This window comes from Kitasatospora sp. YST-16, from assembly GCF_026802215.1.
GTDB classification, from domain to species: Bacteria; Actinomycetota; Actinomycetes; order Streptomycetales; family Streptomycetaceae; genus Kitasatospora; species Kitasatospora cineracea.
In genome coordinates, this window is record NZ_CP113837.1 from 2,372,642 (window position 1) to 2,398,974 (window position 26,333).

General features: G+C 72.3%; 26 protein-coding genes and 1 tRNA gene. 5 read left to right on the forward strand and 22 right to left on the reverse strand.

Annotation, left to right across the window (positions count from 1 at the left end; genetic code table 11):
- Positions 1–56: 56 nt before the first annotated feature.
- The 8 genes from OU787_RS10725 to OU787_RS10760 all read right to left on the reverse strand — a co-directional run bounded on the left by OU787_RS10725 (position 57) and on the right by OU787_RS10760 (position 7,562).
- Entirely contained in the window at positions 57–1,361 is a 1,305-nt protein-coding gene (locus OU787_RS10725) for a DUF445 domain-containing protein (protein WP_030459865.1), read from the reverse strand.
- 70 nt (positions 1,362–1,431) lie between these two features.
- Positions 1,432–2,739, reverse strand: coding sequence for a nucleotide sugar dehydrogenase (locus tag OU787_RS10730; RefSeq protein ID WP_268659201.1), 1,308 nt, complete (start codon positions 2,737–2,739; stop codon positions 1,432–1,434).
- On the reverse strand, positions 2,736–3,956 hold the full coding sequence (locus tag OU787_RS10735) for a glycosyltransferase family 2 protein (RefSeq protein ID WP_051816884.1): 1,221 nt from the start codon (positions 3,954–3,956) through the stop codon (positions 2,736–2,738). Before OU787_RS10735 ends, OU787_RS10730 begins: the two co-directional genes overlap by 4 nt.
- A gap of 62 nt (positions 3,957–4,018) precedes the next feature.
- The gene (locus OU787_RS10740) at positions 4,019–4,987 is read right to left on the reverse strand and encodes an ABC transporter ATP-binding protein (RefSeq protein WP_268659202.1); all 969 of its coding nucleotides are present in this window, start codon (positions 4,985–4,987) and stop codon (positions 4,019–4,021) included.
- Positions 4,988–5,000: 13 nt separating this feature from the next.
- On the reverse strand, positions 5,001–5,834 hold the full coding sequence (locus OU787_RS10745) for an ABC transporter permease (RefSeq protein WP_030459869.1): 834 nt from the start codon (positions 5,832–5,834) through the stop codon (positions 5,001–5,003).
- Entirely contained in the window at positions 5,827–6,675 is an 849-nt protein-coding gene (locus OU787_RS10750) for an ABC transporter permease (protein WP_051816885.1), read from the reverse strand. Before OU787_RS10750 ends, OU787_RS10745 begins: the two co-directional genes overlap by 8 nt.
- 68 nt (positions 6,676–6,743) lie before the next feature.
- Positions 6,744–7,046 (reverse strand): GroES family chaperonin, encoded by a 303-nt coding sequence (locus OU787_RS10755; RefSeq protein ID WP_051732111.1) that lies wholly within the window; start codon positions 7,044–7,046, stop codon positions 6,744–6,746.
- 165 nt (positions 7,047–7,211) lie between these two features.
- Positions 7,212–7,562: a DUF3618 domain-containing protein gene (locus OU787_RS10760; protein ID WP_387851098.1), complete on the reverse strand. Its 351-nt coding sequence runs from the start codon at positions 7,560–7,562 to the stop codon at positions 7,212–7,214.
- A 142-nt stretch (positions 7,563–7,704) separates the two neighbouring features.
- On the opposite strand from OU787_RS10760, the gene bcp reads away from it, so the two are divergent.
- Positions 7,705–8,178 (forward strand): thioredoxin-dependent thiol peroxidase, encoded by a 474-nt coding sequence (gene bcp, locus OU787_RS10765; protein ID WP_268659203.1) that lies wholly within the window; start codon positions 7,705–7,707, stop codon positions 8,176–8,178.
- A gap of 84 nt (positions 8,179–8,262) precedes the next feature.
- Here bcp and OU787_RS10770 read toward each other — a convergent pair whose 3' ends face one another.
- Together OU787_RS10770 and OU787_RS10775 are read right to left on the reverse strand one after the other, a co-directional pair.
- Positions 8,263–10,689, reverse strand: coding sequence for a chitinase C-terminal domain-containing protein (locus OU787_RS10770; RefSeq protein WP_268661846.1), 2,427 nt, complete (start codon positions 10,687–10,689; stop codon positions 8,263–8,265).
- A gap of 245 nt (positions 10,690–10,934) precedes the next feature.
- Positions 10,935–13,295 (reverse strand): glycosyl hydrolase family 18 protein, encoded by a 2,361-nt coding sequence (locus OU787_RS10775; RefSeq protein WP_268659204.1) that lies wholly within the window; start codon positions 13,293–13,295, stop codon positions 10,935–10,937.
- Between the two features lie 252 nt (positions 13,296–13,547).
- Here OU787_RS10775 and OU787_RS10780 point away from each other — a divergent pair.
- Positions 13,548–13,631 (forward strand) — tRNA-Leu (locus OU787_RS10780).
- Positions 13,632–13,933: 302 nt separating this feature from the next.
- Here OU787_RS10780 and rdgB read toward each other — a convergent pair.
- The 4 genes from rdgB to OU787_RS10800 all read right to left on the reverse strand — a co-directional run bounded on the left by rdgB (position 13,934) and on the right by OU787_RS10800 (position 16,165).
- Positions 13,934–14,539, reverse strand: a complete 606-nt coding sequence (rdgB, locus tag OU787_RS10785) for an RdgB/HAM1 family non-canonical purine NTP pyrophosphatase (protein WP_030459875.1) — start codon at positions 14,537–14,539, stop codon at positions 13,934–13,936.
- Between the two features lie 26 nt (positions 14,540–14,565).
- Positions 14,566–14,994, reverse strand: coding sequence for a hypothetical protein (locus OU787_RS10790; protein WP_051816886.1), 429 nt, complete (start codon positions 14,992–14,994; stop codon positions 14,566–14,568).
- Positions 14,995–15,082: 88 nt separating this feature from the next.
- A complete protein-coding gene (gene rph, locus OU787_RS10795) occupies positions 15,083–15,808 on the reverse strand; it encodes a ribonuclease PH (protein ID WP_268659205.1) in 726 nt (241 codons plus the stop codon).
- A gap of 123 nt (positions 15,809–15,931) precedes the next feature.
- The gene (locus OU787_RS10800) at positions 15,932–16,165 is read right to left on the reverse strand and encodes a glucose PTS transporter subunit EIIB (RefSeq protein WP_014135942.1); all 234 of its coding nucleotides are present in this window, start codon (positions 16,163–16,165) and stop codon (positions 15,932–15,934) included.
- A gap of 372 nt (positions 16,166–16,537) precedes the next feature.
- On the opposite strand from OU787_RS10800, the gene OU787_RS10805 reads away from it, so the two are divergent.
- Both OU787_RS10805 and OU787_RS10810 read left to right on the forward strand, forming a co-directional pair.
- Positions 16,538–17,827 (forward strand): PTS transporter subunit EIIC, encoded by a 1,290-nt coding sequence (locus OU787_RS10805; protein WP_030459878.1) that lies wholly within the window; start codon positions 16,538–16,540, stop codon positions 17,825–17,827.
- A gap of 216 nt (positions 17,828–18,043) precedes the next feature.
- A complete protein-coding gene (locus tag OU787_RS10810) occupies positions 18,044–19,297 on the forward strand; it encodes a PTS transporter subunit EIIC (RefSeq protein ID WP_030459879.1) in 1,254 nt (417 codons plus the stop codon).
- A gap of 4 nt (positions 19,298–19,301) precedes the next feature.
- Here the strand turns inward: OU787_RS10810 and OU787_RS10815 are convergent, their stop codons facing one another.
- Positions 19,302–20,252 carry a helix-turn-helix domain-containing protein gene (locus OU787_RS10815; RefSeq protein WP_030459880.1) on the reverse strand — a complete coding sequence of 317 codons (951 nt, stop codon included), beginning with the start codon at positions 20,250–20,252 and terminating at the stop codon, positions 19,302–19,304.
- Positions 20,253–20,434: 182 nt separating this feature from the next.
- Between OU787_RS10815 and OU787_RS10820 the strand changes: the two genes are divergently transcribed.
- Positions 20,435–21,352, forward strand: a complete 918-nt coding sequence (locus OU787_RS10820; RefSeq protein WP_268659206.1) for a branched-chain amino acid transaminase — start codon at positions 20,435–20,437, stop codon at positions 21,350–21,352.
- Here the strand turns inward: OU787_RS10820 and OU787_RS10825 are convergent.
- The 7 genes from OU787_RS10825 to OU787_RS10850 form a co-directional block, all read right to left on the reverse strand.
- Positions 21,340–22,092: an MBL fold metallo-hydrolase gene (locus OU787_RS10825; protein ID WP_030459882.1), complete on the reverse strand. Its 753-nt coding sequence runs from the start codon at positions 22,090–22,092 to the stop codon at positions 21,340–21,342. The two genes, OU787_RS10820 and OU787_RS10825, sit on opposite strands and share 13 nt — an antisense overlap.
- Positions 22,093–22,283: 191 nt before the next feature.
- On the reverse strand, positions 22,284–22,472 hold the full coding sequence (locus OU787_RS10830; protein ID WP_030459883.1) for a MarR family transcriptional regulator: 189 nt from the start codon (positions 22,470–22,472) through the stop codon (positions 22,284–22,286).
- A gap of 221 nt (positions 22,473–22,693) precedes the next feature.
- Positions 22,694–23,662 carry a PLP-dependent cysteine synthase family protein gene (locus OU787_RS10835; protein WP_030459884.1) on the reverse strand — a complete coding sequence of 323 codons (969 nt, stop codon included), beginning with the start codon at positions 23,660–23,662 and terminating at the stop codon, positions 22,694–22,696.
- Entirely contained in the window at positions 23,662–23,940 is a 279-nt protein-coding gene (locus tag OU787_RS10840) for a MoaD/ThiS family protein (RefSeq protein ID WP_014135950.1), read from the reverse strand. Before OU787_RS10840 ends, OU787_RS10835 begins: the two co-directional genes overlap by 1 nt.
- 115 nt (positions 23,941–24,055) lie before the next feature.
- Positions 24,056–24,169: a putative leader peptide gene (locus tag OU787_RS34550; RefSeq protein WP_310794779.1), complete on the reverse strand. Its 114-nt coding sequence runs from the start codon at positions 24,167–24,169 to the stop codon at positions 24,056–24,058.
- Positions 24,170–24,309: 140 nt separating this feature from the next.
- Positions 24,310–24,741 (reverse strand): Mov34/MPN/PAD-1 family protein, encoded by a 432-nt coding sequence (locus OU787_RS10845; RefSeq protein WP_100838111.1) that lies wholly within the window; start codon positions 24,739–24,741, stop codon positions 24,310–24,312.
- 20 nt (positions 24,742–24,761) lie between these two features.
- The gene (locus tag OU787_RS10850) at positions 24,762–26,204 is read right to left on the reverse strand and encodes an amino acid permease (RefSeq protein ID WP_051816887.1); all 1,443 of its coding nucleotides are present in this window, start codon (positions 26,202–26,204) and stop codon (positions 24,762–24,764) included.
- Positions 26,205–26,333 lie beyond the last annotated feature (129 nt).

A 26,333-nucleotide genomic window follows, 5' to 3' on the forward strand; every position in this document is an offset into this window, starting at 1 on the left:
TACCCAAGGGTCCGGACGCCCACCGACCGGTCGGTGGGGGCCGGCCCGACGGTCCGTCAGCCGCCCAGCGCGGTGCTGACGGTGTGGATCAGCAGGCCGGCCAGCGCGCCGACCACGGTGCCGTTGATCCGGATGAACTGCAGGTCACGGCCCACGTTGGCCTCGATCTTGCGGGAGGCGTCGGCGGCGTCCCAGCCGGCCACGGTGTCGGAGATCAGCGAGGTGATCTCCTCCCGGTAGGTGGAGACCACGTACTCGGCGGCGTCCAGCAGCCAACCGTCAGTTTTTGCCTGAAGTTTGCCGTCGGTGGCGAGCCGTCGGCCGAGGCTCCGCAGCCCGTCGGTGAGGCGGCGGCGCAGTTCGCTGTCCTCGTCCTCGGCGGCGTTCAGCACCAGGGTGCGGACGGCCGACCAGGAGGAGGCGATCAGGTCCTGCACCTCGGGACGGGCCAGCAGTTCGGACTTGGCGCGCTCGACCCGGTCGATGGTCGCGGGGTCGTGCTGGAGCTCCTGCGCGAAGTCGGCGAGGAAGTTGTCGAGGGCGCCGCGCGCGGGGTGCACCGGGTCGTCGCGGACGTCGCCGACGAAGCGCAGCAGTTCCTTGTAGACCCGTTCGCCGACCTGCTGGTCGAGGAACTTGGGCGTCCAGCCGGGGGTCTTGGCGGTGACCCGGGCGACCACCTCGCCGTGGTGCTCGACCAGCCAGTCGTGGGCCCGCACCGCGACCAGGTCGACCACGCCCTTGTGCCCGCCGTCCGCGACGATCTTCCCGAGCAACCGGCCGGCGGGTTCGGCGACCGAGGTGGCGGCGGCCCGCCGGGTGACCGCCTCGGCGACCACGGCCTGCACGTCGTCGTCGCGGAGCACCGCGAGCAGGCCGCGCAGCGCGGCGGCGGCCTCCCGGGTGACGCGTTCGGCGCTGCCGGGCGCGGACAGCCACTCGCCGAGCCGCCGGGCCACGCCGATCCGGCCGAGCCGGGCCCGGACCACCGGCGCGGACAGGAAGTTGTCGCCGACGAAGTCGCCGAGCGAGCGCCCGAAGGCGTCCTTCTTGGTCGGGATGATCGCGGTGTGCGGGATCGGCAGGCCGAACGGGCGGCGGAACAGCGCGGTGACGGCGAACCAGTCGGCGAGCGCGCCGACCATGCCGGCCTCGGCGGCGGCGGCCACGTACCCGGCCCAGGCGCCCGCCCCGGCCGCCTTGGCCCAGGTGGCGAGGGCGAAGACCAGGGTGGCCAGGCCGAGCAGGCCGGTGGCGATGGTCTTCATCCGTCGGACACCGCGCCGTTTCTCCTCGTCGGCGGCGGTGAAGCTGACTCCGGGGGCAGTCTGGTCCGCGCTCACCCCGCCAGCCTGGCACACCGGCCCGGCGAAACGGCCCCCGCCCCGCGAATCCGCCCGGCCCGGGCGCCGGGGCCCGGGCCGGGAACGCTCAGCCGCCCCCGCCGAGCACGATCCGCCGCACGCCCTCCCAGCGGGCGGGGTCGGTGACCCGGCGGCCGTCGAGCAGCACCCGCACGCCCGGGAAGTCGACCGCGCCGAGGTCCCGGTACTCGGGGTGGTCGGCCTGGACGACCAGCGCGGTGGCGGGTTTGCCCTGGTCGGGCGGCAGGCCGAGGGCGGCCAGCTCCTCCGGGAGGTACAGCGGGTCGCTGACGCCGACCTCGGCCCCGGCCGCCCGCAGCGCCTCGACCAGCGGGAACACCCCGGAGTACGCGGTCTCCTTGACCCCGCCCCGGTAGGACGCGCCGAGCACCGTCACCGCGACGCCCGCCAGCGGGCCGAGCGCGCCCTCCAGCAGCCCGACCGCGTACGCCGGGACCTGTTCGTTGGCCTCGCGGGCGGCCCGCACCACGGTGGCGCCGGGGTCGTTCCACAGGTACAGCCGCGGGTAGACCGGGATGCAGTGGCCGCCGACCGCGATGCCGGGCCGGTGCAGGTGGCTGTAGGGCTGGGAGTTGCAGGCGTCGACGATCTCGGCGAGGTCGACGCCGACCCGGTCCGCGTACCGGGCGAACTGGTTGACCAGCGCGATGTTGACGTCCCGGTAGGTGGTCTCGGCGAGCTTGGCGAACTCGGCGGCCTCCGCCGTGGACAGCGCCCACACGCCGTTGCCGCGCGGCAGGTCGGGGCGCGGGTCGAAGTCGAGCACCGCCCGGTAGAAGTCGACGCCGCGCCGGGTGGACTCCTCGTCGATGCCGCCGACCAGTTTCGGGTAGCGCCGCAGGTCGGCGAAGACCCGTCCGGTGCGCACCCGTTCGGGGCTGAACACCAGCGCGAAGTCCCGCCCGGCGGCCAGTTGGGAGCCGGCCTCCAGCCGCCGGGCGAAGCGGCCGCGGACGGTGCCGACCGGCAGCGTGGTCTCGTAGCTGACCAGGGTGCCGGGGCGCAGCCCGGCGGCGACGGCGTCGGTGGCGGCGTCCAGCAGGGAGAAGTCGGGGCTGCCGTCGGGGCCGGTGACCAGCGGGACGACGATCACCACGGCGTCGGCCCCGGCGGTGGCGGCGGCGGTGTCGGTGGTGGCGCGCAGCCGGCCGGCCGCGACGGCCTCGGCGAGCCGCTCGTCGAGGTGGGCCTCGCGCGGGAAGGGCGGCCGGCCGGCGTTGACGGCGGTGACCACCTCGGGGGCGATGTCGGCGCCGGTCACCAGGTGGCCCTTGCCGGCGTACTGGACGGCCAGCGGCAGGCCGATCTTGCCGAGGCCGACGACGCAGACGTCCCGGGCGGGTGCGGCGCTCATCGGGCGGCTCCGCGCAGCGCGGCGGCCAGGCCGTGCCGCCGGGTGCGGCGCAGCAGGCGTTTGGCGGCCCACCGGGCGCGGCGCAGCGGGGCGGGGACGAGGCGGCGCCAGCCGGCCGGTCCGGGGGCGCGGCCGAGTTCGAACAGGGCGTCGGGCAGGCCGAGGTGCCGGTCGCGGAAGACCGGGTAGCCGGCGTAGAGCCGGGAGCCGCGGCGGACGGCGGGGGCCTCGCCGTGGTCCCGCTCCCAGGTGATCAGGTCGCACAGGGCGAGCAGTTCGCCGCGCCGGGCGAGGGCGAGGCGCAGCCGGGCGGGGACGGGCAGGGTGCGGAACACGGCGGGCGAGCAGTGCCGTTCGGTGAACCGGCCGATCTCCTGGACGATCCGGCGCTGCATGGCGGGCGGTTCGGCGAGGAACGGGGCCTGCAGCAGCTGCGGGACGTCCCAGCTGAAGTAGCGGGCCCGGACGGCGTCCCGGGCGGGGCCGGGCAGGGTGGAGCGGTCGAGCACCTCGTGGGCGGCGGTGAAGCCGCGCAGCCGGTCCAGCGGCCCGGCCCGGTGGGTGACGTTGGAGCGGTCCTGGCGGAGCACCAGGTGGTAGTAGTCGTAGTCGGCGAGGACGGAGACCTTGCGGGCGTGCAGCAGCGCGCCGAGGGTGAAGGGCTGGTCGGAGTGGATGACCAGGTCCTCGCGGCGGCGCAGGCCGTGGCTGGTGACCAGGTCGCGGCGGAACAGCTTGGTGTCGCCGAGGGCCCAGGCGAGCGCGGAGTCGGTGAAGCCGACCTGTTCGGCGGTGCGGTCGAAGATGCCCTGCGGGACGACCCGGCCGTGCTCGCCGACCTGCTTGGGGATCAGCACGTCGGACTGCCAGCGGTCGGCGGCGGCGACCATCCGCTCCAGCGCCTCGGGGCCGAGCCAGTCGTCGGAGCCGAGGTAGAGCAGGTAGCGGCCGCGGGCGAGGTCGGTGCCGCGGTTGGTGGGGCTGGCGGGGCCGCCGGAGGCGGGCTGCCGGGCGGTGCGGAACAGCCCCGGGTGGGCGGCCGCGTAGCGGGCGAGTTCCTCGCTGCTGCCGTCGCTGGAGCCGTCGTCGACGGCGACGACTTCCATCCGCTGCCGCTCGATGCTCTGGCCCACCAGCGAGTCGAGGCAGGCGGTCAAGTAGGGCATGGTGTCGTGGACGGCGATCACCACGCTGACGTCCGGTCCTTGCTCGGTCACGCGGTGTCAACTCCCGTACCGGCCGTCTGGTCACCTTCCTCACCCGAACGAGTGAGGGAGGGTCAGTGCGCCGGTGCGGGGGCGCTCCCGGCGTAGATCCGGGCGATCACGTCCTCGATGGCGGGTTCCCGCACCGACAGGTCGACCAGCGGGTAGCGCTCGGCGACGGCGGCGACCACGGGGGCGGCGCTCTGCCGGGCGGGGAAGGCCAGCCACTGCCGCGGGCCCTCGGTGCGCACCACCCGGACGCCGGGCAGCTCGATCGGCGGGTGCGCCTCGGCGAGGTCGACCACCAGGGTGCGTTCGCTGCCGCCGATCTCGTGCAGCCGCTCCAGCGGGCCGTCCAGGACGAGCCGGCCGTGGTCGATCACCATCACCCGGTCGCACAGCTGCTCGATGTCGGTGAGGTCGTGGGTGGTGAGCAGCACGGTGGTGCGCCGTTCCCGGTTGGTCTCGCGCAGGAACGCCCGGACCTTGGCCTTGCTGACCACGTCGAGCCCGATGGTGGGTTCGTCGAGGTAGAGCACGCCGGGGTCGTGCAGCAGGGCGGCGGCGAGGTCGCCGCGCATCCGCTGGCCGAGCGAGAGCTGCCGGACGGGGGTGTCCAGCAGGTCGCCGAGGTCGAGGAGTTCGACGCACCGGTCGAGGTTGGCCCGGTACGCCGCGGCGGGGATCCGGTAGATCCGGCGGGCCAGTTCGTAGCTGTCGCGCAGCGGCAGGTCCCACCACAGGGTGGTGCGCTGGCCGAACACCACGCCGATCCGGCGGGCGAGTTCGGCCCGGCGGGCGGCCGGGTCGACGCCGGCCACCCGCAGCCGGCCGCCGCTGGGCACCAGGATGCCGGTGAGCATCTTGACGGTGGTGGACTTCCCGGCGCCGTTGGGCCCGATGTAGCCGACGCACTCGCCCTCCTCGACGGCGAAGGTCAGCCCGTCGACGGCCCGCACCTCGCGCCTGGTCCGCCGCCAGCGCCCGTCCCGGACCCGGACGGTGAAGCTCCGCCGGACGTCCTCGACCTCGATCATCGCCATGCTGGTCCTTCCGTCAGCTTCCGGTGGAGCGGTAGGCGCGCAGCCCGGTCCGCCAGGCCAGTCCGGCCGCCAGCAGGCAGAGCGCGGCAGCCAGCGGCGAGGCGAACCGGAACGCGGCGGGCAGCCCGAGCGGGTCGGGCCGGCCGAGGACGTGCAGCGCGGGCAGCCAGTTGACGAAGGCCAGCGGCACGCCGAACACGGTGCCCGCGACGAGCTCCCGGGCGAAGACGGTGGGCGGGTACTGGAGCAGGGTGGCGCCGCCGTAGGTGACCGAGTTCTGCAGTTCGGCGGCCTCGCCCCACCAGAACTGCACGCAGGAGCAGCCGATGAACAGCGCGCAGAAGATCAGCGTGCCGCACAGCAGCAGCACGGGCACCATCAGCACCCGGTCCCAGGTCCAGTGCACGTCCAGCGCGGTGAGCGACCAGCCGAGCACCGCGAGGGCCTGCAGCAGCCGGCCCAGGCGGCGCAGCGAGAAGCGCTCGGCGGCGAGTTGGGCCAGTGCGGGGGCGGGCCGGATCAGCATGGTGTCCAGGCTTCCGGAGCGGACCCGCTCGCCGAGTCCGCCGACCGATCCGACCAGGACGTTGGCCGCGCCGAGGGCCGCCGAGGAGGTGCCGTACAGGAAGCCGGTCTCGGCCAGCGTCCACCCGGCCAGTTGCCGGGTGTGGGCGAACATCAGCAGCAGCACCGCGAAGTCCAGGAAGGTGACCAGGGTGTTGGCGGCCAGGCTGAGCGCGAACGAGGCCCGGTAGGCCATGGTGGAGCGGATCCACATCCCGGCGATCAGCCACCACGAGCGCACCGCCCAGCCCGCCCGGGCCGCCGGGCCGTCCGGTTCAGCCACCCTGCACCACCACCCGGCGCACGGCGAGCGCCTGCCCGGCCCGGCCGAGGGCCAGCAGGGCGGCGGCCCAGCCGAGTTGGAACCCGTACAGGGCGAGCAGGCCGGTGCCGGTGCGTCGGCGCAGCAGCACGTCGGCGGGCAGTTGCACCATCGCCGAGAACGGCAGCGCCCGGGCCAGTTCGCCGAGCAGGCCGGGGAAGAGCGCGAGCGGCAGCAGCATGCCGGAGAAGAACATCGACACCACGGTCATCACGGCCCGCACCCCTTCGGACTCGTGCAGCCAGAAGCCGGTCAGCGAGGCCAGGAAGCGCAGCCCGAAGCTGACCACCACGGCCAGCGCCACCGCGAGCAGGAACTCGGCCCACACCAGCGGGCTGCCGGGCAGCGCCAGGTCGAACAGCGCCGCGCCGACCAGGACCGGCAGCGCGCCCCGGGTGACCAGTTGGAACGCGGCCCGCCCCAGGTCGGTGGCCAGCCACCAGCCCTGGAAGTCGACCGGCCGGTACAGGTCGACCGCGATGTCCCCGCTGCGGAAGCGCGCCTGCAGGTCGTCCTGGAAGCCGCCGCCCCACACCGCGACGGTGGCCAGCAGCGCCTGGCTGATCCAGGTGTACGTCACCGCCTGGGCGGCGTCGTACCCGCCCAGGCCGGGCCGGGCCCGCCACAGCGCGAGCATGGTGGACGCCAGGATGACGCCGAAGACGCTGTTGGTGACCGTCCCGGCGACGGTGGCCGCCCGGTACGTCGAGTACCGCCGGAACGCGCCGCGGGCCACCGACAGGTAGACGCCGCCCACCACCGTGTCCCCCCGTCGACAGGGCTCCGCACCGGAGCGACCCATCAGGCTAGGCCCGCCGCCCCGCGCCCCGCACCCCTATTTCCGGCTGACCTGCCGCCGGGGCCGCGCCGCTAGAGGTACAGCCCGGTCGAGCCCTCCAGGTCGCCGAACCGCCCGGCCGCGACCGCGTGCAGGTCGCGTTCGCGCAGCAGCACGTAGGTGGCGCCGCGCACCTCGACCTCCAGCTTGTCCTCCGGGTCGTACAGCACCCGGTCCCCGGGTTCGACGGACCGGACGCTCTGGCCGACGGCCACCGCCTCGGCCCACGCACAGCGCCGGGACAGCTCGGCGGTGGCCGGGATCAGGATGCCGCCGGTGGAGCGGCGCTCGCCCTCGCCGGTCTCGGTCCGCACCAGCACCCGGTCGTGCAGCATCCGGATCGGCAGCTTCTCCCCGAGCCGGTCGTGCCGCCCGTGCGGGGCATCCTCACCGGGCGCGGCCGTGTTCTGGGTGTCGTTCTCACTCACGCCCCGACCGTACCGGACCGCGGAAACGGCGGGGCCCCGGGCACCTGCCCGGGGCCCCGCCGCGACGTGCGGTCAGCCCTTGCGCCGCCGCCGCACCGAGGCGATCAGCAGCACCACGCCGACGCCGACCAGCGCGGCCGGCACCACTCGCTCGGTCCGCAGCCGCCCGTCCTCGTCAACGAACTTCGACTTGGCCTGCTCGAGGGCCCCGCTCGCGGCGACGTACGCCTGCCCGGCCTTCTGCTCGACCGAAGCGCGGACCTTGGCCTTGGCCTGGGCGGCGACGGTGGCCGGGTGGACGCGCATGGCGAGCTCGTCGAGGGTCACGGCGAGCCGGTCCCTGGTCCCGGCGATGTCCGCCTCGATCTGGGCCGTCGTACGCGGTGCCGACGTGTCCTTGCCGCTCGCTGCCACTGGGGCCACCCCATCTCTGTTACCGCTAGGTACTTCTTCTCCACCGACAGTCTGTCAGCTCGCTGCCGCGCACGCGCAGCGCCACCCACCAACGGGAGTAGGTTGGCGGGCAGTACCGACCCCGTCCAGCTCCAGAGGAGATCCAAGCACCGTGAGCGAGCGCCTGCAGGCGGGCGACACCGCCCCCGCCTTCACCCTGCCCGACGCCGACGGCGAGGAGGTGTCGCTGGCCGACCACCTGGGCCGCAAGGTGATCGTCTACTTCTACCCGAAGGCACTCACCCCGGGCTGCACCAAGCAGGCCTGCGACTTCACCGACAACCTGGAGGTGTTCGCGGGCGCCGGCTACGACGTGATCGGCATCTCGCCGGACGCGCCGGAGCGGCTCGGCAAGTTCCGCGAGACCGAGCAGCTGAAGGTGACCCTGCTCTCCGACCCGGAGCACCGGGTGCTGGAGGCGTACGGCGCCTACGGCGAGAAGGTGAACTACGGCCGCACCTACCAGGGCGTGATCCGCTCGACGGTCGTGGTCGACGAGCAGGGCAAGGTGGAGCGGGCGCTGTACAACGTCCGGGCCACCGGCCACGTCGCCAAGCTGCTGAAGGACCTGAAGGTCGGCGACTAGCCGGCGCGCGAACGCGGGCAGCGGTGGCGGCCGACCCCCCGACCGGGTCGACCGCCACCGCCGTTCATGGGCTCGGGATCAGGCTCAGCAGGCCCCGAGGTCCGTCCAGACGCCCCAGGCGCCGCTCAGCGAGGGGTCCTCGCCCGCGGTCCACCACTTGTTCTGGTAGTAGTGGCCCTTCCACGACACCTTGGTGACGGTGGCGTAGGTGGTGCCCGCGCTCCAGCTCGGCGCGCCCGAGCAGGTCCCGGCGGTGACCGACGCGGAGGCGCTGGCCGACGGCGAGGCGGACTGCGAGGCGGAGGCCGACGGGGACGCCGACTGCGAGGCGGAGGCGCTGGCCGAGGCCGACGGCGACGCGGACTGCGAGGCCGAGGCGGAGGCGCTGGCCGACGCGGACGGCGAGGCGGTGCCCGCGGTGGCGCCGCGGGTGAAGTCGCCGTTGATGCCGTACAGCGTGCCGCCGACGTTCACGGTCCAGTTGGACGGGGTGGAGACCGGCAGGTAGTAGACGAAGGCGACGTCCACCGAGGCGCCGGGCGCCAGGGTCTGCCAGGTCGGCAGCTTCAGCGAGACCCGGTTGTAGGTGCCCTTGAGGCCGCCGACGTTGCTGCCGGTGTGGTCGGCCCGGATCACCTTGGAGCCGAAGCCGGACTGGTCGGCGGCGTTGCTGGGCGCGGAGACCGAGTAGTCGAACTGGAACTCGGTGCCGCCCGGCAGGGTGGTGGTCGAGTTGTTGACGATGTGGATCTTCGGGTTGATCGGGTAGTTGTTGTCGCCCAGCGCGAAGTCGGTGAAGGACACGTCGATCGGCAGGGTCTGCTGCGGCAGCGCGATGGTCGAGCGGGTCGCGCCGTACGCCGAGGCCGACTTGAACTTGTCGTACAGCAGCGAGGTCATGGTGTTGCCCTGGACGTACTCGCCCTTGCCGCCGTTGGCGGTGGCGTCCCACTTGTAGTCGCCGGCCAGTTCCCAGATCATCGCGCCGCCGACGCCCTGGTTGACCAGGTAGTCGGCCTTGGCCGCGATCGACTGGTCGTCCTCGGTGGAGAGGAAGACCTTCTTGTCGGCGTTCCACAGCCACGGCGCGACCAGGGTCGAGTCGTAGTTGCGGGTGTAGGTGCCCTTGAGCGCGGTGTCGCTCACGCCGTACTTGGACAGGTAGTCCGGCAGGACGCCCGCTTCCAGGTTCTTGGCGTGCCACATCGGGTTGGAGCCGGCGGGCGACTCCTTGCCGTTGGTGTCCAGGTCGTGCCAGAGGTTGTCGATGCCGACGGCGCCGTCACCACAGGTGGTCAGGCCGGAGCCGGCCGGGCAGTTGGTGGTGGAGGCGGTGCCCCACAGGCCGTTGGTGCCGCCCTGCACGTTCTGGAAGCCGCGGGTGTAGTACGGCACGCCGAGGTTGATCCGGCCGGCCGGCATCGCGCCGCGGAAGTAGTGCACGGCCCAGTCGCCGTTCAGGTAGCCGATGCCGCCGTACTGCGAGGTGCCGTACACGTTGGCGGCGGCCAGCTCGGCGTCCTTGCCGTCGTCGAACAGCGCCGCGTTCGGGCCGACGTACTTGTTCCAGGCGCCGTGCAGGTCGTACGACATGATGTTGACGTAGTCCAGGTACTGGGTGACCTGGAAGGTCTCCATGCCGCGCAGCAGGTAGCCCGAGGACGGGGCGGCGACCGACAGCAGGTAGTACTTGCCGTCGGCGGCGGAGGCCCGGTCGAGCTTCTCCCGCATGGTCTTCATCAGCGCGGCGTAGCCCTTCATCAGGGAGGCGCGCTTGGCGTTGGAGATGGTGTAGTCGAGCGGGTTGCCCGCGTCCTTCATCGAGGTCGGGTACTCGTAGTCGAGGTCGACGCCGTTGAAGCCGTACTTCTTGATGAAGGTGACGGCCGAGTCCGCGAAGGTGTTGATGCCGGCCTGGTTGACCGACCCGTCCGCGTTGACGGTCATCGAGTAGAAGCCGCCCGAGTTGACCCGGCTGCCCGAGTCGTCGAAGTAGCCGCCGGTCTCGGCCCAACCGCCCACCGAGACCATGGTCTTGACGTTCGGGTACTGCTTCTTGAACTTGCTGAGCAGGTTGAAGTGGCCCTTGTACGAGTACGCCGGGTCCATCTCCGCGCCCGCCACGCCCGGGAAGGTCATCCCGGTCGAGGCGTTGTTCGGGCCGTCCGCGCCGACCGACAGCGTGTTGTCGGAAGCCACGTGCGCGAACGCGTAGTTGAGGTGGGTGACCTTGTCCCAGGGGATGTTGTTCACCAGGTAGGCGGGCGTGCCGTCCTTGCCGGTGCGCCAGCTGGTGAAGTAGCCGATGACGCGGCGCTGGTGGTCGGCGCCCATCTGCTCGCGGCCGCTGGTGTCGTAGACGTTGCAGTAGGGGACGTCGACGCCGGGCGTGGTGTACATGCCGTCGGGGCGGCACGCCTGGTTGTCGACGGCGGCCGCGGACGGAGCCACGCCGAGCGTGCTCATCAGCAGGCCCGCCAGACCCGCGGCCGCGGTGGCGGCGAACGCCACCTTGCGGCCCTTGAGGTGGCGGCCGGCAGCGGTGGGACGCTGCTCCGCCCTGTTTCGGATCAACACTCGGTCCTCCTGGAGAGAGTGTCGTGCGCACGGCCGTGGGAAGCCGGGCACATGTGGGGGAAGTTCCGCCGAACTTAAAAGGTCTGGACCATCCACGTCAACAGGTCTGTACCAACTTGCTGAAGAGGGCCGAACCGTCCGCACTCGGACGATCCGGCCCTCCCTAGGGGAAGTTGACGCTACTTCATGCTTCCGGTCATCGCGTTGACGAGGGTTCCGGACGGGTCGTCCGCCTCCAGCGAGTAGGCGAAGATGCCGCCGAGGCCCTTGGAGGTGGCGTACGAGCCGCGCGCCGCGATCGCCTGCGGGGTGTCACCGGTCCACAGGCTGGTGCCGTCGTAGATCCACGAGCTCTGCGTGGTCGGGTCCCAGTGCACCGAGGAACCGGTGGTCTTGCCGGCCGCCACCAGCTCCTTCCAGAACGCCACGCCGGCGGTCTGGCTGGTGCCCTGCGCCGCCGCCGGGCCGGTCGCGCTCTGGTACAGGCCGTAGTTCGAGCCGGCCGGCACCCCGGTCCACCCGCGCATGTAGAACGGCACGCCCAGCACCAGCTTCTTCGCCGGGAAGCCGCCCTTGATCCCGTACGCCGGGGCGCCGTTCAGGTAGGCGTTGACCGCGTTGTCCACGGTGTACTTCTGGGTGCCCGGGGCGACGACGTTGCTCGGGTCGTTCGGGCTGTCGTACAGCGGGTCCTGCAGGTTGGTCGGGCCGGTCGCGTCCCAGGCGCCGTGCATGTCGTAGGACATCACGTTGCCGTAGTCCAGGTACTTGCCGATCTGGTCGGTCTGCAGCAGCGCGATCTTGTCCTGGCCGGACGGCAGGGCTGCGGTGAGCAGGTACTTCTTGCCGACGGTCTGCCCGTACGCGTCCAGCTGGTTGCGGAACTCGGCCAGCAGTGCGGTGTAGTTGGCGGTGTCGGCGGCCGCGTAGTGGTTGCCGGTGTGGCCGCCCGCGGAGGCCGGGTACTCCCAGTCGATGTCGATGCCGTCGAAGATGCCCATCGCCGCGGCGGCGCCGCCGGTCGCGTCGCCCTGGATCGAGGGCAGGTTGCCCTTGATGAACATGTCGATGCAGGAGGAGACCAGCTTCTTGCGCGAGGCGTCGGTGGCCGCCGCGTCCGAGAAGTACTTGGAGTACGTCCAGCCGCCCAGCGACATGGTGATCTTCAGGTTCGGGTACTTCGCCTTGAGCTCGCGCAGCTGGTTGAAGTTGCCCTTCAGCGGCTGGGTCCAGGCGTCGGTGGTGCCGTCCACCGCGATGTCCGCGGTGTAGCCCTTCTGGTAGTCCGCGAACGCGTCGCCCGCGCCGTCGCCGGCGTTCGGGTTGTTGTCGTTGGTGTCCGCAGCCTTGATCGTCTCGAAGCAGCTCAGCGTCGACGGGTCGATGTTGGCGAACGCGTAGGTCATCGTGTTCAGCCCGCCCGCCGCGCCGGTCGCGGCCATCGTCGACGGGTAGTACTTGTTCCCGTAGATGCCCCACTGCGCGAAGTACGCCGACTTCAGCGCGCCGGTCGGGGCCGCCCCGGTGGTCACGGTCACCGGCGCGGTGAACCCGCTGCTGTGCCCGTCCTTGTCGTAGCCCTGCACGGTGAAGGAGTACGCGGTGTTCGGCAGCAGCGAGGAGATGGTCACCGTGGTGCCCATCGAGGTCGCGGTCTGGGTCGTGGTCCCGCCGGTGAAGATCCGGTAGACCGCGCTGTTGCCGTTCTGCGCGTTGTCGGTCGAGGCGTTCCACTTCAGCGTCACCGCGGTGCCCGCCACGCTCGCGCTCAGCCCGGTCGGCGTGGTCACCACCCCGTCCCCGCCCGGCGTCCCGGTCTGCGAGGCACTGGCCGACGGCGAGGCGCTCTGCGAGGGCGAGGCGGAGGCCGAGGCGGAGGCGGAGGCGGACGAGGACGGGCTCGCCGAAGCGCTCGCACTGGCGCTGGCACTGGCACTGGCGCTCGGGCTCGAACTCCCGCTCGCCGACGGGCTGCTGGAGCCCGACCCGCCGGGGCCGGTGAGGACCAGGTCGTCCGCGTAGTAGGTGCCCTGGCCGTACCAGCCGTGGGTGTAGACCGTCACCGAGGTGGTCGAGGCGCCGGTGGTGAAGGTGGTGCTGCGGTTGGCCCAGTCGGCGCTGGAACCCCAGGAGTTGGTGTCGGTGGTGCCCGTCCCGGTGACGCCCAGGTAGGTGTAGTTGCCCTTCAGCCAGCCGCTCAGGCTGTACGTGGTGTTCGGGCTGACCGCGACGGTCTGCGAGCACTGGGCGCTGTCCGAGGCGGAGGCCGCCGCCTGCAGCGCCTTGGTGCCGGAGTGCGGGGCGGTGGAGGTGATCGAGCCGAGGCCGGCCGAGCAGTTCCAGCCGGTCAGCGTGCCGCTCTCGAAGTCGCCGTTGGCCAGCAGGTTGACGGTGGCGGCCGAGGAGGCGCCGCCCATCGCGGTGACCAGTCCGGCGGCGCCGGCCACCAGTGCGGTCGCGGTCGCCAGCGCGGTGCCGGCCTTCAGCGGACGCCGCCCGGTGCGGGCGGCGGAGCGCGCGGCTGTGGCGCGTTCGGGCATGGGTCGCTCCAATGCTCGCGCCCGGCAGGGGGACCGGACGCCGTGGGGGAGGAAGACGTGCCTGGGCCCGGTCGTTGCGCACCGCCCGGGGCCCGGTTTTCCGCGGATCGGCGCGAACGTACGTGGTCTGGACCACAAGGGTCAATAGGTCTGTACCAATTTTTGAACAAGTGGGAACACCCCGAACCGCCGTCGGAAAGGGTGGTGCACGCCCCCGCAACGGGCCAGTAGCATGGCGGACGTCACGTATCGGCGGTCTTGGCGGAATTGGCAGACGCCCGGGTTTTAGGTGCCCGTGAGAGAGATCTCGTGAGGGTTCGAGTCCCTCAGGCCGCACCGGCGCATCCACGCGCGAACGAGGCCCGCCCCGGTTCCCCCGGGACGGGCCTCTCCGCGTGTTTCGTCGCCTAGGCCCTGTCCGGCCGATCTTGCCGGGCGCCCGACGCCGGATCTCCCCCGGCCCCAAGGGGGGCCGGGAGGTGCCCCCTTCGCCTGGAAGCACCGGCCCAACACCCAAGTACATCCAGTACGAGGGCGTCGGGCCGGCACTCCCAGCCGGGCGCCAAGGGGGTACCTCCCAGCCCCCCTCGGGGCTGGGGGAGCCGCGCGCTGATCCGACAAGATCGACCGGACAGGGCCTAGCCCAGCAGTTCGGCGACCACCGGCGCCAGCGAGCGGAACGCCTGCCCGCGGTGGCTGATCGCGTTCTTCTCCTCGGCGCTCAGCTCGGCGCAGGTCCGGCTCTCGCCGAGCGGCTGCAGGATCGGGTCGTAGCCGAAGCCGCCCGTCCCGGCCGGCTCGGTGCGCAGGGTGCCGTGCAGCCGGCCCTCGACCACCCGCTCGGTGCCGTCCGGCAGCGCGAGCGCGGCGGCGCAGGCGAACGAGGCGGCCCGGTGCTCCGCGGCGATGTCGCCGAGCTGGGCCAGCAGCAGGTCCAGGTTGGCCCTGTCGTCGCCGTGCCGCCCGGCCCACCGCGCGGAGAAGATCCCGGGCGCCCCGCCCAGCACGTCCACGCACAGCCCCGAGTCGTCGGCCACCGCCGGCAGCCCGGTCGCCTGCGCCAGCGCGTGCGCCTTGAGCAGCGCGTTCTCGGCGAAGGTCACCCCGGTCTCCGGCACGTCCGGCACCTCGGGGAAGGCGTCCGCCCCGACCAGCTCGACCTCCAGTCCGGCCGCGCCGAGGATGTCGCGCAGCTCGGCGACCTTGTGCTGGTTGCGGGTGGCGAGAACGAGTCGCTTGGTCATGCCCCCAGCCTAGTGAACCGGCCCGGTCAGCCGGTGCACACCTTGCTGACCCGGCCCGCCGCGTCGCCGAGCGGCCCGAGGTCGGGCACCTGGTTGCTGTCGACGGCCTGCTGCGCCTTGTCGATCTGGGTCTGCAGGTCGCCGATCGCCTTGCCGAGGTCGGCGTCGCTGGAGTTGCGCCCGATCTTGTCCATGTCGCCCTTGAGCTTCTGCAGCGCCTTCCCGGCGGCGACCGGGTCCTGCTCGGCGCTGTCGTACGCGGAGCCGAGCTGGGCCACGTCCGAGGTGATCTGCACCGCGGTGTTGGCGCAGCTGACCGCCTTCTCCGCGGCGGAGCAGCTGACCGCGCTCAACGGGAGGACCAGCGCCAGCGCGGCGACGGCGAAGGCGGTGGTGCGGTTGATGGTCAGCGACTGCTGCATCGGCGAGTCCTCCAGGAGGGTGTGCGGGCTCACCCCGAACGTTAAGGCCGGGCCCGCGTGCCTGTACAGCACTCCGGGGCCCGCCCACCCTTCCTGACGACGGTTCAGCCGGTCGCGGTTCCTACAGCTCCAGGGCCTTGCGCTGGATCTCGTCCAGTTCGGCGCAGCCCAGGCTGCCGAGGTCGAGCAGCTGGTCGAGCAGCCCGCGGTCGAACGGGGCGCCCTCGGCGGTGCCCTGGACCTCGACGAAGCGGCCGTCGGAGGTGCAGACGACGTTCATGTCGGTCTCGGCCCGGACGTCCTCCTCGTACTGGAGGTCGAGCATCGGGACGCCGTCGATGATGCCGACGCTGACCGCGCTGACGCCGCCGGTGATCGGCTGGCCCTTGGCCCGCAGCAGCTTCTTCCCGCGCGCCCAGGAGACCGCGTCGACCAGGGCGACGTACGCGCCGGTGATCGCGGCGGTGCGGGTGCCGCCGTCGGCCTGCAGGACGTCGCAGTCGAGCACGATGGTGTTCTCGGCGAGCGCCCGGTGGTCGACCACGGCGCGCAGCGAGCGGCCGATCAGCCGGCTGATCTCGTGGGTGCGGCCGCCGATCTTGCCGCGGACGGACTCGCGGTCGCCGCGGGTGTTGGTGGCCCGGGGCAGCATGGCGTACTCGGCGGTGACCCAGCCCTCGCCGCTGCCCTTGCGCCAGCGCGGGACGCCCTCGGTGACGCTGGCGGTGCACAGCACCTTGGTGTCGCCGTAGGAGACCAGGACGGAGCCTTCGGCGTGCTTGCTCCAGTTCCGTTCGATGGTGACGGGGCGGAGCTGGTCGGGGGTGCGGCCGTCGATGCGAGACATGGGCACGAGCGTATCGGGTCGCGGGCGGGGCCCCGGCGGGGGCGCACGCGCGACGGCCCGCCGGCCGGTGGTCTCCGGCGGGCGGGCCGTCGCGGGTGGAGCGGGCCTGCGGGGAGGCTCAGCTCACATCATGTCCTCGATCTCGGCGGCGATCGGGTCGGCGTCGGTGCCGATGACGACCTGGATGGCCGTGCCCATCTTCACCACACCGTGGGCGCCGGCCGCCTTGAGCGCCGCCTCGTCGACCTTGGAGGCGTCGTGGACCTCGGTGCGCAGCCGGGTGATGCAGCCCTCGACCTCGTCGATGTTCTCGATTCCGCCGAGACCGGCGACGATCTTCTCAGCCTTGCTGGCCATGGTCTTTCTCCCTCTGTCTCGGCGCTTCGGCGGTCGGTCGCCGGGTGCCGTACTGCGTGTGCGGTGGTGCCGGCCGGAGGTGACCCGGGATCAGTTTGCCGCGCCTTCCGACGGCGCAACCAGCATCACCCGATTCCGGACGGTATGCCACGTTAGTCCACTTTCGGGCTACCTCAGCGCGCGGCCGCCTCCGGGCCCGCCGGAGGATGGCGATCATCGGGCTCTCGAACCCGCGGACCGCCACTGCCCCGAAAGTGGTCTACACCAATTCTAGGTGCACTCGGGACAACGCAGGACGGTCCGCCGGTGTTCCTGGCCCCGCGCACGGATGGATCCCCAGAGGGGAACGGGAACGGCAGCGGAGGGCCGACGATGAGTTCAACAGGCGCCACGGCGAACCAGTCCACCTGGTGGCACACCTTCTACGGCGGCCTGCAGAAGATGGGCCGCAGCCTCCAGCTGCCGGTCGCCGTCCTGCCCGCCGCCGGCATCCTGAACCGTCTCGGCCAGCCGGACATCTTCGGCAAGGACGGCCTCGGCTGGGACAACGTGGCCACCGCCATCGGCGCGGCCGGCGGCGCCCTGCTCAACTCCGCACTGGGCCTGCCGCTGCTGTTCTGCATCGGCGTCGCCATCGGCATGGCCAAGAAGGCCGACGGCTCGACCGCGCTCGCCGCGGTGGCCGGCTTCCTGGTCTACTACGCCGTCCTGCAGGCGTTCCCCGAGGACTGCCCGGCCCCCACCGTGCTCAAGGGCAACCAGTGCATCGACTTCGCCGGCGGCAAGGCGGCGAGCACCGTCTACCAGAACCCCGGCGTGCTGGGCGGCATCCTGATGGGCCTGTTCTCGGCCTGGCTCTGGGTGCGCTACCACCGGGTCAGGCTGGTCGACTGGCTGGGCTTCTTCAACGGCCGCCGCCTGGTCCCGATGATCACCGCCCTGGTCGGCCTGCTGTTCGGCTCGCTGATGGCCTGGGTCTGGAAGCCGATCGGCACCGGCATGAACGACTTCTCCCAGTGGCTGGCCGACCTGGGGGCCGGCGGCTCCGGCATCTTCGGCGTCGCCAACCGCGCCCTGCTGCTGATCGGCATGCACCAGCTGCTGAACACCTTCCTCTGGTTCCAGTTCGGCTCCTTCACCAAGCCGGACGGCATGGTCGTCAACGGCGACATCAACCGCTTCCTGGCGGGCGACCCGACGGCGGGCCAGTTCACCTCCGGCTTCTTCCCGATCATGATGTTCGCGCTGCCCGCCGCGGCGATGGCCATCGCGGCCTCCGCCAAGCCGCACCGGCGCAAGGAGATCTACGGCCTGATGACCTCGGTCGCGCTGACCTCGTTCGTCACCGGCGTCACCGAACCCATCGAGTACTCCTTCGCCTACGTGGCCCCGCTGCTGTACGCCGTCCACGCCCTGCTCACCGGCGCCTCGATGGCGATCACCTGGGGGTTCGGCGTCCACGACGGATTCAGCTTCTCCGCGGGCCTGCTCGACTACGTCATCAACTGGAGCCTGGCCACCAAGCCGTGGCTGATCATCCCGATCGGCCTGTGCTTCGCGGTGGTCTACTACTTCCTCTTCAGGTTCATCATCACCAAGTTCAACCTGAAGACGCCCGGCCGCGAGGACGACGACGAGGTCGAGGACGTGACCAAGGCCTGACCCCGGGTCAGCGCCGCGCGCGCCCCCGGACGGGAGGTGGACTCCCGTCCGGGGGCGCCGTGCTGCCCGGCGGCGATCCGGCAAGGTTTCGATTCAGCGGCGCTTGTCCCCGGCGAACCTTAAGAGGGTTCCGGTCCCTGTTCGGCGCGTGCTAGAAAGCTGAACGAGACCTTAAGTGGTCTAGACCAGGATCGCGCTGCCGTGAGGACCACCGCTATGAGTACGACCGCGCAGAACCCCCGGCCCGCGGCGGCCTCCGGCGGCCGGGAGCTGCGCTCCCGGGTCTTCGCGGCGCTCCAGAAGATCGGCCGCAGCCTGCAGCTGCCGATCGCCGTCCTGCCCGCCGCCGGCATCCTGCTGCGGCTCGGCCGGGAGGACGTCTTCGGCGACCAGGGCCTGGGCTGGACCAGGGTCGCCAAGGTCTTCTCCGCCTCCGGCCACGCCGTCTTCGACTGGATGCCGCTGCTGTTCTGCGTGGGCATCGCCATCGGCTACGCCAAGAAGTCCGACGGCTCCACCGCGCTCGCCGCCCTGGTCGGCTTCCTGACGTACCACCAGGTGCTCACCGCCTTCCCCAAGACCGACTACCAGGTGCTGCCCGGCCGGGACGTCGAGGCCACCTACCAGGACCCGGGCGTGCTCGGCGGCGTGGTGGTCGGGCTGCTCTCCGCGGTCCTCTGGCAGCGGCTGCACCGCACCCGGCTGGTCGACTGGCTGGGCTTCTTCAACGGGCGCCGGCTGGTCCCGATCGTGATGGCCTTCGTCGGCACCGCGCTCGGCGTCTTCTTCGGCCTGTGCTGGGGCCCGATCGGCCAGGTCGTCGACCACTTCAGCACCTGGGCGATCAGCCTCGGCGCGCTCGGCTCGGGCGTCTTCGGCCTGATCAACCGGGCCCTGCTGCCGTTCGGCCTGCACCAGTTCGCCAACACCTTCTTCTGGCAGCAGGCCGGCTCCTACCCCGTCGGCACCCAGGAGTTCCACGGCGACCAGACCCGCTTCTTCCAGCACGACCCCACCGCCGGCCAGTTCATGTCCGGCTTCTTCCCGATCATGATGTTCGGCCTGCCCGCGGCCGCCCTCGCCATCGCCCACTGCGCCCGCCCCGAACGCCGCCGGGCCGTGCTCGGCCTGATGTTCTCGCTCGCCCTGACCTCCTTCGCCACCGGCATCACCGAGCCGATCGAGTTCTCCTTCCTGTTCGTCGCCCCCGTCCTGTACGTCCTGCACGCCGTGCTCACCGGCCTGTCCATGGCCGTCACCTGGGCGCTGGGCGTGCACCACGGCTTCACCTTCTCCGCGGGCGCCATCGACTACGTGCTGAACTGGAACCTGGCCGCGAAACCCTGGCTGGTCGTCCCGATCGGGCTGTGCTTCGCGGCGGTCTACTACACGGTCTTCCGGTTCGTCATCCTGCGCTTCGACCTCAAGACGCCGGGCCGCGAGGACGACGACGGCTTCGAGGACGGGTAGCCCCTCAGATCCACCCCAGCCGGGCCGCGTGCACGCCCGCCTGGAAGCGCGACTGCGCGCCCAGCGCCGTCGTCAGGTCGGCGACCAGGCGGCGCACCGTGCGGTCGGAGACCTCCAGCTTGCGGCCGATCGCCTGGTCGGTGAGGCCGGCCGCGAGCAGCCGCAGCACCTCGCGGTGGCGGTCGTCGGGGGTGGTGCGGCCGAGCAGCTCCGGCGGGATCCAGCTGGCCGCCCAGAAGTGCTCGAACAGCTCGCGGACCACGCCGACCACCGCCGGGTCCCGGACCACCACCGCCGCGCTGCCCGGCGGCTCCCCCGGCGCGGGCAGCACGGCCAGGTGCGCGTCGACCACGATCAGCCACAGCGGCAGGGTGTGCGCGACCCGGATCAGCGCGCCCGCCCCGGTCAGCGCCTGGACGTGGGCCAGCACCGCGCCCTGGTGCAGCGCGGCGGCCGGGTAGATGGTGCGCAGGGTGACCCGGTGGGCCAGCGCGATCCGCTCGCGGGCCAGCTTCTCGGCCAGGCCGCTCTCGGACTGGTCCTGGCCCGGCCGCAGCGACAGCGCCTCGGTGCGGGCGGCCCGGGCGGCGTCCTCCAGCAGCGCGGCCACCCGGTCGGCGCCGCGGACCAGTTCGTGGGCGGTGCCGCCGCTCTGCAGCGGCAGGTAGCGGGTGTGCAGGTGCTCGACCCGCTCGCGGGTGCGGCGGGCCTCGCCGAGCAGCGCGGTGAAGCGGCGGTCGGAGTCGGCGAGCAGCTGGCGCACCGCGGTGTCGATCGAGACGGCCGCCACCCCGCTGGTGGTCGCCGACGTCCGCTGGAGCAGCCCGAGGCCGCGCAGCTCGCCCAGCGCCCGCTCGAACTCCCGTTCCTCGCAGCCGAGTTCGTCACGCAGGGAGTCCAGCGGCAGGCCGGGGTCGGCGAGCAGGCGGGCGTACAGGGCGGTGCTGGTCTCCACCCTCCGGGAGCCTAGGCCCGCGGCCGGGGAGCGGAGCGCGGTTTTCAGCATGCGAGACGCCCGGCGTCCGAGGCGGGGGACGGCGTCCGGCATCCGGGACGGGGGATCCGGTGGCGGCCATGGCCTGATCCGGCGCGGCCGGGGGCCTTCGCCGGGCGGGCCCGGGTCCCCAGGATGGCGGCATGGCGATTCCCGAGTCTTCCGTGATCTGGTTCGACGGCGCGCTGGTGCCCTGGCAGGAGGCCCGCGTCCACGTCCTCACCCACGCCCTGCACTACGGCACCGGGGTGCTGGAGGGCACCCGGGTGTTCGAGACGGCCGACGGGCCCGCGGTGTTCCGGCTGGACGAGCACCTGGCCCGGCTGGAGCGCAGCGCCCGCATGCTGCGCATCGAACTCCCCTACAACCGGCAGGAGTTGGCCGATGCGACGGTGGCGCTGGTGGCGGCCAACGGTCACCGCTCCTGCTACCTGCGGCACCTGGCCTTCCTGGGCTACGGCTCGATGGGGCTGGACATGCGCAACTCCCCCACCAGCGTCTCGATCGCCTCCTGGGAGTGGCCGGCCTACCTGGCGGCGGGGCGCGGGCTGCGGCTGATGACCAGCAGTTGGCGGCGCACCGACCCCAACACCGTCCCCCCGGCGGCGAAGGCCACCGGCCCCTACCTGAACTCGGCGCTGGCCCGGCGGGAGGCCACCGACGCGGGCTTCGACGAGGCCCTGCTGCTGGCCCCGGACGGCACGGTCAGCGAGTGCAGCTCGGAGAACGTGTTCGCGGTCCGCGACGGCGTGCTGCGCACCACCCCGGCCAGCGCCGGCGCCCTGGAGGGCATCACCCAGGACACCCTGCTGACCCTGGCCCGGGACCTGGGCGCCGAGGTCCGGATCGAGCCCCTGCTGCGCTCCGACCTGTACGCGGCCGACGAGGTCTTCCTGTCCGGCACGGCCGCCGGCGTCGTCCCGGTCGCCTCCCTGGACAACCGTGAACTGCCTTCAGCAGAAGGTGAGTTGACCAAGCGCCTGGCCGAGGCGTACCGGGCCGCGGTGAGCGGCGCCGACCCCCGCCACCGGCACTGGCTGACGCCGGTTCACAGCTCGTAGACGGCTCCGGCGCGGGCGAGTTCGACCGGGCCGGGGAAGGCGGCGGCGGCGTCGCGGCGGTTGCGTTCGGCGTCGGTCCACGGGGGGATGTGGGTGAGCACCAGGCGGGCGGCGCCGGCTTCGGCGGCGTGCTCGCCGGCCTGGGTGCCGTTGAGGTGGATGGAGTCGAAGGTCTCCTTGCCGTCCGTGTAGGCCGCCTCGCACAGGAACAGGTCGGTGCCGCGGGCGAGTTCGACCAGGTCGGGGCAGACGCCGGTGTCGCCGGAGTAGACCAGGCTGCGGCCGCCGGCTTCGATCCGGAAGCCGTACGCCTCGCAGTCCAGGTGGTTGACCCGGGCGGCGGTGACGGTGAACGGGCCGAGTTCCAGGCGGGCGCCGTCGGTGAGGTCGCGGAAGTCGAAGACCTCGGTCATGCCGGGCTTCTCCGGCATGTCGTAGGCGCGGGCGAGCCGTTCGGCGGTGCCGGCCGGGCCGTGCACGGGCAGCGGGTCGGGGCAGCCCTCGACCCGGTAGTTGCGGGCCACCCAGTAGGCGCACAGGTCGACGCAGTGGTCGGCGTGCAGGTGGCTGAGCAGCACGGCGTCCACCTCGTACAGATCGGCGTACTTCTGCAGCGCGCCGAGCGCGCCGTTGCCGAGGTCGACGACGAGGCGGTAGCCGTCGTGCTCCACCAGGTAGCTGGAGCACGGGGAGTCCACGGACGGGAAGCTCCCCGAGCACCCCACCACGGTCAGTTTCATGCCGAGCCCTTCCCGCCCCGTCGGGCCATCGTCCGCGGCCGTCCGCGCCGCCGGTGGGGCGGGGCGGGGTTCTTCGTCTCCGTCGGTGCTTTGACTGTCGAGAGTAAGGGCCGGGCGGCACTTTGCCCCCTCTCCCGTGCCGGGCTGTGGGCGGAATCACCAGGACGGGGAAGGGCGGGGAAGGGGCGCCGTCAACGGCGTCCGGGGCGGGCCAGCGCCCAGTCGCGGATGGTCTCCGGGTACCAGCGGGGGTGACCCGCGGCGTCCAGGTGGTCGGGGTCGGGCAGCAGTCCGTGCCGCTTGTAGTTGCGCACGGTCTCGGCCCGCACGTTGATGTGCCGGGCGATCTCGACGTAGGACCAGAGCTCTCGGCCGGGCATCGCGCCCACCTCCGGGATGACGGCGTACCAGTGGTGCGCCGCCAGCCTGGCGCGGCCCGGTCCGGGGGGCGGGGCGCGACCGGCGCGGTGACCGTTCCGTGACGAAGCGGTCACCCGGGACGGACAAATGCCGCGATGTCACAGCGGATCGATGATCGGACAAGCGGACGGCGCGGCCCCCGGGTCGGGGTGCCGCGCCGTGGTCCGGCCGCCCGGGGCCGTCAGGCCCAGAGCTGGCCCTGCAGTGCCTCGACCGCCGCCTCGGTGGTCTCGGCGGTGTAGATGCCGGTGGACAGGTACTTCCAGCCGCCGTCGGCGACCACGAACACCACGTCCGCCCGCTCGCCGGCCTTGGCGGCCTTGCGGGCCACGCCGATCGCGGCGTGCGCGACCGCGCCGGTGGAGACGCCCGCGAAGATGCCCTCCTGCTGGAGCAGTTCGCGGGTGCGGGTGACGGCGTCGGCCGAGCCGACCGAGAAGCGGGTGGTGAGCACCTCGGCGTCGTACAGCTCGGGGACGAAGCCCTCGTCCAGGTTGCGCAGGCCGTAGACCAGGTCGTCGTAGCGCGGCTCGGCGGCGACGATCTGCACGCCCGGGACCTTCTCGCGCAGGTAGCGGCCGATGCCCATCAGGGTGCCGGTGGTGCCCAGGCCCGCCACGAAGTGGGTGATCGTGGGCAGGTCGGCGAGGATCTCCGGGCCGGTGGTGGCGTAGTGCGCGCCGGCGTTGTCCGGGTTGCCGTACTGGTAGAGCATCACCCAGTCGGGGTGCTCGGCGGCGATCTCCTTGGCGATCCGCACCGCGGTGTTGGAGCCGCCGGCGGCGGGCGAGGGGATGATCTCCGCGCCCCACATCCGGAGCAGCTCGCGGCGCTCCTCGCTGGTGTTCTCCGGCATCACGCAGACCATCCGGTAGCCCTTGAGCTTGGCCGCCATGGCGAGCGAGATGCCGGTGTTGCCGCTGGTGGGCTCCAGGACGGTGCAGCCGGGGGTGAGCCGGCCCTCCGCCTCGGCGCGCTCGATCATGCGCAGCGCCGGGCGGTCCTTGATCGAGCCGGTCGGGTTGCGGTCCTCGAGCTTGGCCCAGAGCGTGACCCGGCCGTCCTCGTTCCCGGGGATCCCGGCCGAGAGCCTCGGCAACCGCACCAGGGGCGTGTTGCCGATGGCCTCGATCGGGCTGTCGTAGCGCATTACTTCATACCGCCGGCCACGGCCGGGAGGATGGTGACGCTGTCGCCGTCGGAGAGGGCGGTGGAGATGCCGTCCAGGAAGCGGACGTCCTCGTCGTTCAGGTAGACGTTGACGAAGCGGCGCAGCTCGCCGCCGTCCAGCAGCCGGGCGGCGATGCCGGGGTGCCGGGAGTCGAGGTCGGTGAAGAGCTCCCCGAGGTCGGCGCCGTTGCCGTCGACGGCCTTGGCGCCGTCGGTGTAGGTACGGAGGATGGTCGGGATGCGGACCTCGATGGCCATGGCTGCGCTCCTGTGGAGTGAGTTCGGGTTGCCGGGCCGGGCGGGGCGCGGCAGGGGGAAGGGCCCCGGGGCGCGGGGCGGGTGCTGTCTGGGGCTTGCCGGTCGGTGCCGCCGGTCAGCGCGCGGCGGTGCCGGGACAGATCGCGCTGGCGAGCCGGCACAGGTCGACGTGCAGGCGCGCCACGAGGCGGGTGCCTGGGGCCTGATTGCTCACATCGACGGAACGCATGGGCTCATCGTATAGATTCCCGCCCCCGCTTTGACATGCTTGTCTCGGCATCCGGTCGGGAGTGTTCCGGGGAATGAGAAAACGGGCCGTTCCGCCGCGTGGAGGTGCGGCGGGACGGCCCGTCCCCGGGCGGGCGTCGCTCAGCCCTGGTGGGCCTCGACCACCTCGACGTCTTCCTCCGTGATCACGCCGTCCACGATGCGGAACGAGCGGAACTGGTAGGGGTCCTGCTCGCCGGTGCCCTCGGCGGTGGAGACCAGCACGTAGTGGGCGAACGGCTCGGAGGCGTAGCTCACGTCGGTGCGGGAGGGGTACGCCTCGGTGGCGGTGTGCGAGTGGTAGATCACCACCGGCTCCTCGTCGAGGTCGTCCATCTCGCGGTAGAGCTTGAGCAGGTCGCCGGAGTCGAACTCGTAGAAGGTGGGCGAGCGGGCCGCGTTGAGCATCGGGATGAACCGCTCGGGGCGTCCGGTGCCGGCCGGTCCGGCGATCACGCCGCACGCCTCGTCCGGGTGGTCGGCGCGGGCGTGGGCGACGATCCGGTCGCGCAGTTCTCGGGTGATGGTCAGCATGCGGCCAGGATAGCGAGGCGTCAGTTGCCGTCCCCCGCGTGGAGGTGGGCGTCCGGGTCGGCGTGCACGGCGGCCGGGTCGCGGCGGCGCAGCACCGCGTAGCCGACGGCCAGGCACAGCGCCCAGCCGGGGAAGACGTACAGCGAGATCCGGGCGTCGGGGTCGACCGCGATCAGGACGGCGACCAGCAGCAGGAAGGCCAGCGAGAGCCAGCGGCTCCAGTTGCCGCCGGGGGCGCGGAAGGTCGGGGCGGGCAGCCGGCCGGCCTTCCAGGCGGCGCGGTAGCGGATCTGGCTGGCCAGGATGACGCCCCAGGTCCACAGGCCGCAGACGGTGGCGACCGAGGTGATGTACTGGAAGGCCCGTTCCGGGACGCAGTAGTTGAGCACCACGCCGGCGCCCATCAGCAGGCAGGAGACGGTGATCGCGGCGGCGGGGGTGCGGCGGGCGTTGAGCCGGGTGAGCCGCCCGGGGGCCTGCCGGCGCAGGGCCAGGTCGCGCAGCATCCGGCCGGTGGAGTACATCCCGGAGTTGCAGGAGGAGAGCGCGGCGGTGAGCACCACGAAGTTGATGATGCCGGCCGCCGCCGGGATGCCGATCTTGCCGAACGCGGCGACGAACGGGCTGACGCCGGGCTGGAACTCGGTCCACGGCACCAGCGACAGGATGATCACCAGCGCGCCGATGTAGAACAGCGCGATCCGCAGCGGCAGGGTGTTGATGGCCCGCGGCAGGGTCTTCTCCGGGTTCTCGCTCTCGCCCGCGGTGACGCCGACCAACTCCACGCCCAGGTAGGCGAACATGACGATCTGCAGGGTCATCACGGTGGCGCCGACGCCCTTGGGGAAGAAGCCGCCGTCCTGCCACAGGTGGGTGATCGAGGCGGTGTCGCCGGCGTCCGAGAAGCCGAGGGTGAGCACGCCGATGCCGATCAGGATCATCCCGAGGATGGCGGTGACCTTGACCATCGAGAACCAGAACTCGATCTCGCCGAACAGCTTCACCGAGATCAGGTTGGCGGCGTACAGCACCAGCAGGAAGGCCAGCGCGGTGGTCCACTGCGGGATGCCGGGCGCCCAGAAGCGGACGTAGACGGCGGCGGCGGTGGTCTCGGCCATGCCGGTGACCACCCAGAACAGCCAGTACGTCCAGCCGGTGACGAAGCCCGCGAACGGGCCGAGGAACTCCCGGGCGTACTCGGCGAAGCTGCCGGACACCGGGCGGTAGGTGAGCAGTTCGCCGAGCGCCCGCATGATCACGAAGATCACCACGCCGGCCACCGCGTAGCTCAGCAGCAGGCTGGGCCCGGCCTTGGAGATGGCGGTGCCGGCGCCGAGGAACAGGCCGGTGCCGATCGCGCCGCCGATGGCGATCATCTGGATCTGCCGGCTGCCCAGGCCCCGCTGGTAGCCCTCCTCGTCGGGGACGGCCCCGGCCGCCTCGTCCGCCGTCTGCTGCGTCATCCGCCCGCCTCGCCTCCCGGTCCGCGCCGACCGGCCGGCCGACGGGCCCCGTCTTCCCGGGGAGGCAGCAGTGAACCATGCGAAAGCCCCGGAACGGCTCACATCTGAGCGTTACCTGAGCAATCGGAC